At 33.3% G+C, this 14,058-nt stretch carries 13 protein-coding genes, 1 rRNA gene and 1 pseudogene; 1 reads left to right on the top strand and 14 read right to left on the bottom strand.

Features of this window, described 5'->3' with window-relative positions:
* Positions 1-8: 8 nt before the first annotated feature.
* From JKF54_RS04680 to JKF54_RS04645, 8 genes and pseudogenes are all read right to left on the bottom strand, one after another.
* On the bottom strand, positions 9-1,229 hold the full coding sequence (locus tag JKF54_RS04680) for a tetratricopeptide repeat protein (RefSeq protein ID WP_211907735.1): 1,221 nt from the start codon (positions 1,227-1,229) through the stop codon (positions 9-11).
* The gene (locus JKF54_RS04675) at positions 1,226-1,957 is read right to left on the bottom strand and encodes a hypothetical protein (protein WP_211907734.1); all 732 of its coding nucleotides are present in this window, start codon (positions 1,955-1,957) and stop codon (positions 1,226-1,228) included. Before JKF54_RS04675 ends, JKF54_RS04680 begins: the two co-directional genes overlap by 4 nt.
* Positions 1,950-3,179 carry a lipoprotein-releasing ABC transporter permease subunit gene (locus tag JKF54_RS04670; protein ID WP_211907733.1) on the bottom strand — a complete coding sequence of 410 codons (1,230 nt, stop codon included), beginning with the start codon at positions 3,177-3,179 and terminating at the stop codon, positions 1,950-1,952. Before JKF54_RS04670 ends, JKF54_RS04675 begins: the two co-directional genes overlap by 8 nt.
* Positions 3,180-3,295: 116 nt before the next feature.
* Positions 3,296-4,595: pseudogene (locus tag JKF54_RS06900) on the bottom strand (sugar phosphate nucleotidyltransferase).
* A 118-nt stretch (positions 4,596-4,713) separates the two neighbouring features.
* The gene (locus tag JKF54_RS04660; RefSeq protein ID WP_211907732.1) at positions 4,714-5,958 is read right to left on the bottom strand and encodes a hypothetical protein; all 1,245 of its coding nucleotides are present in this window, start codon (positions 5,956-5,958) and stop codon (positions 4,714-4,716) included.
* A gap of 76 nt (positions 5,959-6,034) precedes the next feature.
* The gene (gene sdhD, locus JKF54_RS04655) at positions 6,035-6,400 is read right to left on the bottom strand and encodes a succinate dehydrogenase, hydrophobic membrane anchor protein (protein ID WP_211907731.1); all 366 of its coding nucleotides are present in this window, start codon (positions 6,398-6,400) and stop codon (positions 6,035-6,037) included.
* Entirely contained in the window at positions 6,397-6,774 is a 378-nt protein-coding gene (sdhC, locus tag JKF54_RS04650; RefSeq protein ID WP_211907730.1) for a succinate dehydrogenase, cytochrome b556 subunit, read from the bottom strand. The genes sdhD and sdhC overlap by 4 nt, the downstream gene beginning before the upstream one ends.
* 102 nt (positions 6,775-6,876) lie before the next feature.
* Positions 6,877-8,380, bottom strand: a 16S ribosomal RNA gene (locus tag JKF54_RS04645).
* A gap of 153 nt (positions 8,381-8,533) precedes the next feature.
* On the opposite strand from JKF54_RS04645, the gene JKF54_RS04640 reads away from it, so the two are divergent.
* A complete protein-coding gene (locus JKF54_RS04640) occupies positions 8,534-9,151 on the top strand; it encodes a hypothetical protein (protein ID WP_211907729.1) in 618 nt (205 codons plus the stop codon).
* Between the two features lie 533 nt (positions 9,152-9,684).
* Here the strand turns inward: JKF54_RS04640 and JKF54_RS04635 are convergent.
* From JKF54_RS04635 to JKF54_RS04610, 6 genes are all read right to left on the bottom strand, one after another.
* Positions 9,685-9,849, bottom strand: a complete 165-nt coding sequence (locus tag JKF54_RS04635) for a GDSL family lipase (protein WP_246433122.1) — start codon at positions 9,847-9,849, stop codon at positions 9,685-9,687.
* A gap of 12 nt (positions 9,850-9,861) precedes the next feature.
* A complete protein-coding gene (locus JKF54_RS04630; protein WP_068651816.1) occupies positions 9,862-10,005 on the bottom strand; it encodes a GDSL family lipase in 144 nt (47 codons plus the stop codon).
* Positions 10,006-10,781: 776 nt separating this feature from the next.
* Positions 10,782-12,677, bottom strand: coding sequence for an RNA polymerase sigma factor RpoD (gene rpoD / locus JKF54_RS04625; protein ID WP_211908756.1), 1,896 nt, complete (start codon positions 12,675-12,677; stop codon positions 10,782-10,784).
* 140 nt (positions 12,678-12,817) lie between these two features.
* Entirely contained in the window at positions 12,818-13,120 is a 303-nt protein-coding gene (locus tag JKF54_RS04620; RefSeq protein ID WP_211907728.1) for a cation:proton antiporter subunit C, read from the bottom strand.
* Positions 13,117-13,536, bottom strand: a complete 420-nt coding sequence (locus JKF54_RS04615) for a Na(+)/H(+) antiporter subunit B (protein WP_010404274.1) — start codon at positions 13,534-13,536, stop codon at positions 13,117-13,119. Before JKF54_RS04615 ends, JKF54_RS04620 begins: the two co-directional genes overlap by 4 nt.
* The gene (locus tag JKF54_RS04610) at positions 13,529-14,053 is read right to left on the bottom strand and encodes a DUF4040 domain-containing protein (RefSeq protein ID WP_211907727.1); all 525 of its coding nucleotides are present in this window, start codon (positions 14,051-14,053) and stop codon (positions 13,529-13,531) included. The genes JKF54_RS04615 and JKF54_RS04610 overlap by 8 nt, the downstream gene beginning before the upstream one ends.
* Between the last annotated feature and the right edge of the window lie 5 nt (positions 14,054-14,058).

Here is a 14,058-nt window from a genome sequence, read left to right as displayed (position 1 = left end):
ATGGAGTCTTATAATATAAGGTAAATACAATTAAGACTATTGCAACTTGAGCACTTATAATCCCATTGCTTTAGCTCTTTATTACAATCAACACATTTCCAATCTGGATCAGGCACAGCTTCTGAGTCCATCTTATTTAGCCAGTAAATTGCTTGATCATACTCTTGTAGCATAATCTTGAGCTGTACCATCACAAGGTAGATTGATATGTAATTAGCTTTTTTCATAGCAATATCTAAATGCTGACTTGCAAGATCATATTTCCCTAAGCTAATTGAAGACAAAGCAAGCAAGCAATAACTAAAATAATAATCAGGGCGTAAGTTATATAGTCTTTCAGCGCCTTTATTATTTAACTTGATATACATTCTAGCTGATTGAGGAGTAGGATTTACTCTATACTCTTCCTCTAATACTGTAGAAGCTTTTCTGATTTTTTCAAGCTTGATATATAATTCTGCCTTTAAATAATTGATGGGCTGAAAAGTTGCATAATAACTTTGTGCTTTAGCTAAATAATCTATAGCTTTGTAAAAACTTCCTTTACTTTCGTATTGCTTTGCTAAAGCGCAATAAAAAACCGCTAACATCTTTTTACGATCAAAGGGAAGAAAAATATTGAATTTGATAGCTTCCTTTAACTTTGAAATTGCATTTATCCAATCTTCTTGCAATATACAATGCTCTATTTGAAAGGGAATAGACAAAATTTTATCATTAATTGAACTAGAGCAATATTCTATAAATTTTTGAAAGACTAACCTTTCTTGCTTTAGGTAAATAATCAGTTTATTGATCAGAAGTAGAGCTAAGTTGCGATTTTTACTTGCAATACTCGTTAAATTATGGCTGAAAAAGCTGTAATTTCCCGTTTTACCTGAATTAAAGAGCTTTACTAAAGATAATTTATCACTTTCTTCATTTAGATTTTTAATTAGCTTATTGGTGTTCTCTATATTACCTAAGTCTAAGCTAAAGAAAGCTTCAAAGAGAAGCAATTCTTCCCTACTTCTTCTTCTATTTTTTATGTTAGCAAATGTTGATGAAATAGAAGAACAAAAACGTGCAACTGCAATCAATAAAAATAATAAGACTACGCAAGCAAGAATAACGAAATATAGATCAATACTTATAGTGTAATTGCCTAATTCCAATTTTATTACTTCACCACTTACCTTGATCCATATGCCAAATAAAAAAGAAAAAGCAAAAATTATAAAATAAATCATGAGATGTATTGTAATAAGTGACGATATATTATTGAAGTATTCTTGAAAGCTACAATAAAATCATTCAATTTATTAAGCCATGGTTTGAATTCTGGGTATGTTAAGTCACTTATTGCGGTGGCTATGCTCTGCCAATCATTATCGCTTATTAATTCTTCAATTTCCGCAAGCTTTAACCTGAGTGGATCACTACGATCATCTATCTTTATCCAATTTGAAATGATTTTTTTAAACAAGTTACTTTTATTGTAGTTAATAACAGTCATGTTCTTCTCAAAAGACAATTTCAACCCGCGTAAAGTATCTACCTCTTTCAAATTTTCCAATTCATTTACTGCATTTTCTATTTCTGGATCGTCAAGCTCTGATATCAAAGGCTTTATTGAATTTATATGATTATCAAACTTGGCTCCTCGCAATAACGAATTCTTCATCTTAATCACAAGTAGCAGCAACTTTGCGAGGTTCTTATGCCTTAAACTACCATCACCCTGCTCACATTGAGTGTGAAGATTTCTCTTTAAGTCAAATATCCTTTTTTCTACCCTAGATTGATTAATTTCAAGCAACATTCTAAGTTCATCTATCTTTTCCGTTAAAACACTTATACTGTCTTCACTTTCTTGCTGATTTATTTTAAAAAATATTATGTTATTTATTGTAATATAGCTGGCAAATAACAATACAATTAAGAACCAACCTATGCATTTTTTTCGAGTATCATTCATAACGTAATATCTCCGCTGGGTCTTGTGCAGCTGCCTGCAATGCAGGAGGAATTGTTGCTAAAAATGACAAGAACAATGCAAGTGCAGAAATGTTCACTACATCTTGAGAAACTAATATCACTGGCAAACTTGAAAAAAAGTATATCATAGGATCAAATAGCTTGATGTTGGTAATGTTTTCTAAAAACACTCTAATATTTTCAATATTGAGAGAAAAAACAACCCCTATAATAGAGCCAAGACAAGTTCCTGTAAAACCAATGAGCAATCCACAAGCACAAAATATGCGCATAATGCTTCCGCTTGTTGCACCAAATGTACGCATAATTGCAATTGCAGATTTCTTTTCTTGCACTATCATCATCAAACTTGAAACAATATTGAATGCTGCTACAACTATAATTAAAGTGAGAATTAAAAACATCACATTTCTTTCAGTCTTTAAAGCATTAACATAATGGCTTTGCTGAGATTGCCAACTTTCAGCTCTCATTCCTGTTTCTTTTGCTATAACGTTTGCTAGCTTATTAGCCATAGCAATATCATCTACAAACACTTCTATACTTCTCACATTATCTTTATAATTAAAAAAAGCTTGAGCTGACTTTATGGGCATATACACCAAAGTATTATCATACTCAAACATACCCATATCAAATATTGCTACAACTTTATATTCTTTCATTTTTGGTATTTCACCAGACAATGCGTCAAATCCTTCAGGTGATATAAGCATAATGTTATCACCATAATCAATATTCAAAGCTTCTGCTAATCTTGCCCCTATTATGATACCTTCATCGAATTTTTCCACGTTACCCATAATTACATTATTCTTAACGGTAGTATTATTAAGTAAGTCTTTAGTTGACACACCACGGACTACGCTACCCACAATTCCACCATTTGCTGCAACGATCACTTGATCATTGGTCATAGAAGTAGCTTTTAATACACCTGGGATTTTCTCAATAGATTTTAACACTACGTGGTAATCTGAATTTATGCTTCTATCAAAGTAAACATTAATATGGCCATTAATGCCAAGTACAGAGTCGAGCAGCTTTGCTCTGAACCCATTCATTACAGACATTACTACTATTAGCGTTGCAACTCCAAGAGCAATACCAATAATAGAAAACAAGGCCATTATAGAGCAAAATCTAGAATTCTTTGCTCGCAAATAGCGAATAGCCATAGTAAATTCAAAGGCAATAGACATTATACTAAGATTTAAATATCATACTTTTTATGCTTCATATAACTGTAATTTTTCCTTTACCTCAAATTAGGTTGTCTAAATTTAGCAAGCTTATAGAATATATTCAATATTCTATATTAAGACCTTCCATATATATCGTCCAATCTTACTATATCATTATCAGATAAAAACTTTCCTACCTGAAACTCAACTATCTCAAGAGGAAATCTTGTACTTTTATTCTCAATTTTATGAAACACCTTCCTTGGAATCTCTATTACATGATTTTTCGTTATAGCATATGTTTTGTCATCTAAACTAACATATCCAACTCCTGATAGTATTATATGGTACTCATCTCTATAGTGGTGAAATTGCTTAGAAGTGCAGCTTAGTGGATTTATAAAAAGATATTTTATAAGAAAATCCTTGCCCATTAAAACTACACTATAAAATCCCCATGGCTTAATCTCTTTCCTTATTGGCTTTACTTCCTTAACTTTATTAATGAACAACATTAGGCTCTTACTTGGCTGTTTATAAACTCTACCTAGTAAATTTTTTGCATCATTTTCTGTCATCAAAACTGGCTCTCTTCCGTTGGTTACAGCTTGAAACGACTCAAAATTCTTATTAAATCTCTTACTTAACTCTAAAACTGAACCCCAAGTGCCAACATCCATCCAATCGAAATTGGCTTCTATCATTACAATATTTTCTGCTTTTTCTATCACTAGGTGATCAATAGATGTATCACCCATTCCTGCACAATTTTGCTGTTCTAAATACAGAAATCTCTCTCGTGGTACAAAATGCTTCATACTTTTACAACATAAATTATAGAGAGTCGGAGCAATTTTTTTTATCTCATATATAGCGTTTTGCTCTAAACACAAATATTCCAGAGTTCCAATAATGATCGTTACTTACCTTACGCTCGGGTTTTTCTGTAAAATCTTTTACTATATGACATTTTTCTTTCTGACCATATACTGCATTTATATAGCCGTATTCAGAATTGAATTCATGAGGCTTTACCCCAAAAGTGACTATAGAGTCAGTTTCAGAGGCTAGCTTAGACGCTTTCTCAATAGAAACATAAAAACTATTCAAATCACCTATAAAATGGTCTGAAGGAAGAACTAAGATTGTCTCGTTCCTATCGCAGAGAAGCACAGCAATTAGTATTGCTGCCGCTGTCCCAATTTTAACTGGTTCAAAAACTACTTTACATTCCTGTAATGCATGTAATTCCTGCATCAATAATGACTCATATTGTATATTTGTGGTAATGATGGGTGGCATATAATCGCTTTTTAGCCTCAACAAAGTGTTGTGAAACATAGTATTCTGACTAAATATTTTCTGAAATTGCTTTGGCTTAGATAGAAGCCAAAGTCTGCTGCCACTACCACCACACAGTATTACAGGGCGCATTTAATTAAGATATTAACTATTTGATTAATATCTTATACTAACGGCAAAATGCATGCAAGTTTTTATTGTGAGATGATTAAAGTAAAAAGTAATTTAAAGTGATGGTTGACTACGAGCATTATGGAATCCCTACATTTCGTGATGAGTCTTGTCTTCTTTCTATCTCTCTATCAATATGAGGAATGCTGCTTTTTTGATTAACGGCTGCAGCTATTTTTTTATCAGTTTTGTTTTGCGGCTTCTCCTTTAAGCTTTCTCCAACACCTGGTTCTCTGGATTTATCTATACTTTCACTACTTTTATTCAGCGCCTTTTCCAAGTCTCTTTCAATACCTGGACTTCTAGCATCAAGCTCATCCCATGTACCCACTATACTGAGTGGCTTATGATCCTTCTGCTCCGGCTTTAGCCCTTCTTCACCTTTAATAATATTAAAGTCACTTTTTGCCTCTTTCCAACATTCTTTCAATTGGTGTTTCAACATAGTAAGATAAGCATCACCATACTTTTTCTCATTTTCTACAAATAATAAAATTGGAACCTTAAGTATTGTAGCTCCCATATTTACTAAATTTTTTACTACCACTGCAGGAGTGAAAAAAAGATAACCAAAAGATTTTGCAACTCGATTTTTTCTAGCTATCAAATTCTCTCCTAATTTCATAGGAATAAAAGTCAGCATTCTAGCACAAATCTTAGCTAAACCCGCAACAAAAACAATAGGAACAGATATCAGACTTTTATCTAGCTCTAGACTACCATTTTGATCTCTAATTTCTGAAAAATTAGTGCTTAATTTTTTATAATTACTAGTGTATAGTAATTCTCCATTTCTTCCCTTTTCATCAACAAATCCCTGAACTTTACCCTCTCCATTTTTTACCTTTTTCATTAGCACAGAAGAGTGAGTTAATTTAAACGGATATTTAGGATCATTAGTTTTTTTAGCTTCAAAAATTGGAATATGTTTTTCAAGATCGATTTTTGAAAACTCAAATGGTTTATAGTAGCCATCATAATGCTTAACATCCTTGTTTTTTTCCCGATTAACTAAAAAGTCAATAGTAAAATAAGACCTATCGTCCGTTTCCTTGACAAAAGTTAATTCAAAACTTGACCGCTTTCGATCTCTCTCGCCATATGAAAGTTTATATATAGTCTCACCATCACTATTCTTACTTTCTATAACTTTCCCAGATTCTACAATCTGATCGTAATTCTTTGGATATTTGCATTTTCTTCCATCTGTATAGGTCATTACCTTTCTAAGATCCTTGACATAAACTTGAGATTCAGATGAAGCAAATAAACCTTTTGCTTTAAGTGTAAAATCTGTTACTGCTTTTTTTAACACTCCGAACATGTTGTCAAACCAAAATCGCTATAGTTCAATAATAAAATTAGTAAACTAATAATATATTAACACAAAACTAACAATTTTACAAGAAAATATGCCTATAAAAGAAAAAAGTCGTAAAAGCAAGGACTATATAAGTAATGCTTGATAAGTATTTTATGCATGTAATTGTAAAAATCCTTAGAGGTACGCTGTCTATATAATCTTCACACACTACCTGCATTCCAAGAACTGCATGCCAAAAAATGCAAAACACCAGTATAACAAAAAACAAAAGCTCTAGTGGATGATTAATAGCCTGAAATAATTTTTCATTAAAAGATAGAGGGCCATCAACATAAAATGTGCAAGAAAATGAGTAAATAAACCAAGGAAATAAAAATAACAAAATCACCGCAGAAACACGCTGGATCCACCAATGATGTACTGAATTTACAGATTGACTCATATAAATATAAATAAAAAAGCCATAGTAGAAAGAAATAGCATTATTGTTAGTAACATAGCACTTTTTAAAACACTAGCAATTTCTAAATTAAGCCCAGCATCCCACAATAAATGACGAATACCATTAAGAAAATGATACATAAAGCTTACAAAGCACAAGATATAAGCTAATTTAGCAACAGGAGTGAACAATAATGCATTTAAGCACCTTACTATAATTAACTTAGGGGAGTAAACATATAATATAAAATACCAAGAAAGTATGATTAATAAAAGAAATAGCAAGATACCAGTCAATCTATGCATAATAGAAAAAAAACTAGTAACTTGTACTTTATATATTTGTAAATGTGGGGAAAGAGGCCTATTACTCATAAAATTTCGTTATCGAGAAATTAAAAAATAAAGTAGAAGTAAAGACAGCAGTATAGTACATAATGACACTATTATTTGAAATGGTGAATTACGTACAAAGCCTAAGGAGGTAATCCAGCTGCAGATTCCCCTACTGCTACCTTGTTACGACTTCACCCCAGTCACTGATCCCACTTTAAATAACTCCTTCCTTGCGGTTAGGCCATTAGCTTCGAGTGAAACCAATTCCCATGGCGTGACGGGCAGTGTGTACAAGACCCGAGAACGTATTCACCGTGGCATGCTGATCCACGATTACTAGCGATTCCAACTTCATGTACTCGAGTTGCAGAGTACAATCCGAACTGAGATGTCTTTTAGGGATTAGCTTAGGCTTGCGCACCTTGCAACCCATTGTAGACACCATTGTAGCACGTGTGTAGCCCACTCCATAAAGGCCATGATGACTTGACATCATCCCCACCTTCCTCCAGCTTATCACTGGCAGTTTCCTTAAAGTACTCAGCATTACCTGATGGCAACTAAGGATGAGGGTTGCGCTCGTTGCGGGACTTAACCCAACATCTCACGACACGAGCTGACGACAGCCATGCAACACTTGTGTAAAATCCGGCCGAACCGACCCTATCCCTTCGAATAGGTATGATTTCCATGTCAAGAAGTGGTAAGGTTTTTCGCGTTGCATCGAATTAAACCACATGCTCCACCGCTTGTGCGGGTCCCCGTCAATTCCTTTGAGTTTTAATCTTGCGACCGTAGTCCCCAGGCGGAATGTTTAACGCGTTAGCTGTAATACAGAAAGTAAACTTCCCATATTTAACATTCATCGTTTACAGCGTGGACTACCAGGGTATCTAATCCTGTTTGCTCCCCACGCCTTCGCGCTTCAGCGTCAGATTTGAACCAGATAGACGCCTTCGCCACTGGTGTTCCTCCTAATATTTACGAATTTTACCTCTACATCAGGAATTCCTCTATCCTCTTTCAATCTCTAGGTTAATAGTTTTAAAAGCAATTCCAAGGTTAAGCCTCGGGATTTCACTTTTAACTTATTAACCAGCCTACGCGCCCTTTACGCCCAATAATTCCGAATAACGCTAGCCCTCTCCGTATTACCGCGGCTGCTGGCACGGAGTTAGCCAGGACTTCTTCTGTGAGTACCGTCATTATCTTCCTCACTAAAAGAGCTTTACAACCCAAAGGCCTTCTTCACTCATGCGGCATGGCTGGATCAGGCTTTCGCCCATTGTCCAATATTCCCCACTGCTGCCTCCCGTAGGAGTCTGGACCGTATCTCAGTTCCAGTGTGGCTGATCATCCTCTCAGATCAGCTATAGATCATTGCCTTGGTAGGCTATTACTCCACCAACTAGCTAATCTAATATAGGCTCATCTAATAGCAATAAATTTTTCCCCCGTAGGACGTATACGGTGTTAGTTGCCGTTTCCAACAATTATTCCGTACTACTAGGTAGATTCCTATACATTACTCACCCGTCTGCCACTAAGTTATACCATAGCAAGCTACAATATAACTCCGTTCGACTTGCATGTGTTAGGCCTGCCGCCAGCGTTCATTCTGAGCCAGGATCAAACTCTCAAATTTAGACTTCAACCTATAAAAGGTTGAGGGTACATCGGATAAATCCGACAAAAAATAATTTAGCTTAATACTGCTGTCTTTATTTCTACTTTAGAAATATTTTAATCTCCAACTATTCAAACAACTCTAAGAATATTATTATGTGATATAATCACTATGTCAATATGTTTTTGCAAATCAAAAGCATTAATGTATAAATATATAACTATTTGGAATATTACCATGAAAAAATACATCTTTCTGCTTGCACTCGCGCCAATGTTAGTTGGCATCACATTATACTTATTGCGTAACATTGATAACACAAAACAATCTATAACTGCAGGTGACAAGTTTTACGAAGTATTATTCTTAAAAAAAGATAATAAGTCACTGCTAGAAGAAATAGATTCAAATTGGGAATATTTAGCAAATTTTGAACGCGCATTCAATCATATCTCAGATTCAATGCCAACAGACACGGCATCTATTATTTATAATGATTTGGCAGACGATAAAGATGCTCCTGATGTTTTGCGTGAGTTAGCACAATACTTAGAAGTAATGAGCTTACTTCACTCCAGCGATGAAAAAACAAATAGAGATAAAATTAGTAATTTAGAATCAAATGCAGTGTACCCTTATTCAAGCCAAGAAGCTATCGCTATAGTAAAGATACACAGTAACGACATTAAAGGTGCAATTGAAATATTGCATTCATTATTAAATGATAGAGAATGTCCGACTCTAATCAAGGCCAATGCACAAGAATTACTTCGGATATACGAAAACTAAAAAACTTGCTTGCATAACAATTTGGCAGCGCATCTGATGAAATAAAGAACTTTACTTGACAAACCTACCTATTTTATTATGGCACTAAAAGTATTTATGACTCAAAATTTGTTTTTGACTGTAGGATCAATCACAAAATCCAGTAAAAACTTAGGTGTTTATTGGTAAATTACGTAAAATTATAGCGGTTTTTTAAATTTTTTCTATACTCAGCCAAGTCGCGCTTGTTAGAACATTATTACAGCACCACTTACAGTAATATAGAGTCAAAATTTCACTACTCAGAGGTTCCTTTTACCTTTTTATTTAGTAAGACTTCTCTATATTTATAGTTAATATATCAAAGAATAAACTTCACTAGCAGAATGTCATTCTAGCACTAAAATGACAAAAAGAGGATAAAATCGCAATAGCTATTGTATCAAGCACCGTTGTATTTTCTCTATATTTTAGATTACTTTGTTTACCCCCCTCCCTTTACCATTCAGCTACGCAGATAGTTACTATAAACCGTAAAGATGTTTAAAAGAAATCTAATTTTTTATCAACTCATACATTTCATTACCAACTTCACAATAAGGTTCTGCAGTTGGATAAAAATAATCAAAAAAGAAATAATCCTTTAGTATTTCTGTGCTGCATCCAGAATTATAGTAAGTATCAAGCCTTCCTTTAAATATCAACAAGAGTATCTTCATACTTTTTCCAAATCACCCTACCCCAAACTGGTCTACGATGTTTGATAGGTATGCATCTCGATCATTTAACCCTTTGCTCTTATATTTAACAAGCATACTTTTCATTTTAGAGTTAAGATCGAATGCTTTTATTTCAAGATCTGCACCTTTCTTCATATAATCTAAATCATTAGCTAATTTTGTATTGAAACTCTGTGTAAGCTTTGCAGCCAGCTCTCTTGCTTTTCGTCTTTATTAAAGCTAGTATCAAACCAACCTCAGTCACATTTGCAACAATCACATGCTTTACACCATATTAATTTAGAACCAAATGCATTACATATTTCACTAACCGCTTTATTTCAATACTTTTTCTGCTTTAACATTGTTATAAGCAGTGGCACCCATAATATTATTTCCTCGATTATAATGAAAAATAAAATCTCCTTTACCTACGTCTGGATGATGTTTAATTACTGCGTTTAGCTGATTAACTAAACGAAATTTATTGAGGAAATAAGAAAAAATAGGGTTAAGAATTTCAGATGCTGTTGCATATAAAATCGCATAGTTATGATCTTGCTGTTCATAGTATCGATCAAAAAATGAGCATCTCCATGATGACTCAAATTCTTCTAAACCTAAATACTTTGCTACATATTCAACAACAGTAAGGCCATTGCTAAAAATCCTCCTTAATAAAAAGGGGCATTAAGTTTCACGTTTCTTACAAAGGATAAGTTATTAAAATTTCAATAATTACACCATTATCAGATAAACTATCACCCAGAACACAAAAATTTTTACACTTTGAATTAGAGTTATTATTTTTATTTGCCATAACATTCAATATCTAATCATACTGCTCTATAAAGCCTATAAAAAAAGAAAAATAGGGTAAAATTATAGAACTTTGGCTGAATTTTACCTATTTTTTGAGCAGCCCTTCTGCCTTAAAAGAAACCTCTAAGTTTTTTAGCACGGCTTGGATGTTTCAACTTACGTAGTGCTTTTGCCTCTATTTGCCTAATTCTTTCACGTGTAACATTAAAAATTTTTCCTACTTCTTCTAAGGTATGCTCCTTTCCATCTTTACCAAGGCCAAAGCGCATCCTTAAAATTCTTTCTTCTTTTGGTGTTAAAGTTGCAAGAACATTGGTCGTAATGCCACGCAAGTCGGCAAGTATTGCAGCATCCTCTGGTTTAGAAACTCGCTTATCTTCTATACAATCACCGAAGGTACTACTATCATCCTTTCCTGTTGGAGCTTCAAGACTTACCGGATCTCTTGCTATCTTCATAACTTTGCGTATTCTTTCTAGCGGCATCGCCAATTCTATACTCAATTCCTCTAATGTAGGCTCTCTACCCATTTCATGAGTCATCTTTCTTAATGCTTTGTTGATTTTACTGATAATTTCCACCATATGTACTGGTATTCTAACTACTTTAGACTGTTCAGGTATTGCCCTAGTGATTGATTGTTTTACCCACCAAGTACCATAAGTCGAAAATTTATACCCACGTTTGTAATCAAACTTATCCACAGCCTTCATAAGACCAATATTACCTTCTTGTATCAAATCAAGCAGATCAAGTCCTCTTTTTGAATACTTTTTAGCAATCGAAACCACCAGCCTTAAATTAGCCTTAATCATTTCTTGCTTTGCTTGAGAGACTTCTTGTTCATGTTTCTGTATTCTCTTGATTACCTTCTTAAACTCCTGAACTTTATCTCCTTGTACATAACTCTTAATATTGCTTAAGGCACTAGCTATATACTCATAGCTATCGTTTATAAACCTTAAGAATTTATTTTTTAATTCACCTGTAAAAAGAGATTGATTTTCATTAATCTTGAGAAAACTTATTTCACTCAACTCGTGCTCTAAAAGCACATCATCATAAACATTATACAAACTTTCTCTATCAATACCGTACTTTCTAGCTTCAGTAATAAGATTAGCTTCTTCAAACGTGATTAGTCTACTTATTTCGTAAAGTTTTTGTGTAATTCTGGTAATAGCAGCATCACTAAACTGAATTTGTAATGCTACAGACCATATTTGATTATATAAATTTTCTAGCTCATTAGAGAAATCTTTAGAATTTTTTTTCAATACCAATGCTTCATTTGTTAAAGCAATGATCTCATCCAATGCCGTGATAACCTTTGGCAATAAATCACTTTCCATTTCAAGAACAGAAATATTTAAGTTAGCTGAACTTATGTCTTCACTCTCATTTCCCTTTTCATCATTACCTTTTTCCTCATCATTAACACAATCTCTAACATCTTCAACTTCACTTTCTTCTTTGTCTACCATATTAAAATCAGAGTTATAAATTGCATCCAGATTTATAATTTCTCTCAGTAAAAAAGTTCCACCACTTAAATCATCACGCCATGTTTTGATTATTTTGAATGCCACTGATGTTTCAATTATTGCACGTAACATGTTATGCTTTTCAGATTCAATTTTTTTTGCTATCTTAATTTCATCTGCTCGTGACAAAAGCTTTACAGAGCTCATATCCTGTAAATAAATCCTTACTGGATCATCATTTTGCACTAAAGTTGTAGTAGTATTCAACGATGTCTCATCATCAAGCTTATTACCATCATCATTAGAAGGAGCTTCTTCCTCATCTTCACTACTTTCGAGTATGTTAATTCCAGAGTCTTGCAATAAAGCTATAGTATCATCTATAAAATCAGTTGAAAAATTTTCATCTGATAACTTATCATTTATATCATCAAAAGTGATAAAACCGCCCTTTCTTATACTTTTGGTTACAAGATCTTTGATGATCTTTTTCCTATCTTCCGTACCATTAATAGTTGACATCATTACCTTTACAGTTTATAATTTTATTTCTTATTTATCAAATAAACTTACAATTAGCAAGCTTATAGTTTTATTCTTAATTTATAGTTACTTGCTACTTCATATAGTTTAAGATACTATCAATTTATTCACACTCTTTATTAATCAACTAATCTCTCTATTCTTACTACTATGGACAATCCAACTGAAAATGTTGCAATTCCAACCACTATAGCAGTAAGCATTAAGACGTGAGGTATAGGATTGGTATATAAGTGAAAATTTGAAGTCAATATAGGAGGTAAAGAACTTTTTACATACCCTAAAGATATGTAAAACAACAAAACAGATGCTTGTAAGACACTTAATCCCATCATTTTTTTGATTAAGTTTTTATCATTTACAATGATATAGAAACCTAGCACCATTAATATAGTAATGCCTACATAATTATATAGAGTCATTGTTTTTTCTTGCGAGCAAAATTTATATATATGATTAACATGGAAGAAGAAACGGTAAGCAATACACCCAGCTCCACTAAGAAAATACCCAATTTTTGACCTGTTCTACTATCAGCTGACAATATACTATAGGATAAAAAATTTTGGCCAAATAAAACTGTTATAATACCAGCTCCTCCATAGGTTAAAATACCTAGTACGTTAGTAAATTTGATAATAGAGTAAGGTATTGCTTTTAAAGTTGTAGGTATATCAAATAACATAGAATATAATATTATCCCAGAAGCAATAATTATTCCCGCCTGAAAACCTCCACCTGGAGTATAGTCACCATGAAACTGTATATATAAACCAAACAAAATGATAAAAGGTATCATCAAAAATGTTACTGCACTTAATACCGGATCTTTAATCACTTTCTTTCTCTTCTAATATTAACATTATACAAAGTGCAGCAGTAAAAACTACTATAGTTTCTCCAAATGTGTCATAGCCACGAAAGCTTGCTAAAACAGCTGTCACTATATTAGGAATACCAATAGCTTTTTCAGTACTTTCTACATAATAAGGAGCAACGTGCAAGTGAACTGGAGCATTATGACTGCCAAAATCTGGTAATTGAATCATAAAGTATGATAAACATGCAGTCAAAAATAACATAAAAAAAAGTGTTGTGGGGCTATGAGATAAATTTGCTTTGTAATTCTTTACCAAAGAGAGTGCTGCAAACGTAAAGACTGTGCTCAATCCTGCACCAACAGAAGCTTCAGTAATTGCAACATCTGGCGCATTCATAATCAAGTACATAAGTGCAATAAGTGCACTAAATACACACATTAGAACAGCACTTACAACCAAATGTTTCGAAAGAACTATAAAAACTGTAACCGTGAGTAACAGCAAAAGTAATATTAGATTCAGTGTTTCTAGCATCTTAA

Origin of the sequence: Wolbachia endosymbiont of Spodoptera picta (genome assembly GCF_018141665.1) — a bacterium.
In the GTDB taxonomy this organism is placed as follows: domain Bacteria; phylum Pseudomonadota; class Alphaproteobacteria; order Rickettsiales; family Anaplasmataceae; genus Wolbachia.
Note: the sequence above shows the minus strand (reverse complement) of the source record. Positions and strands in the feature narration are given on the sequence as shown.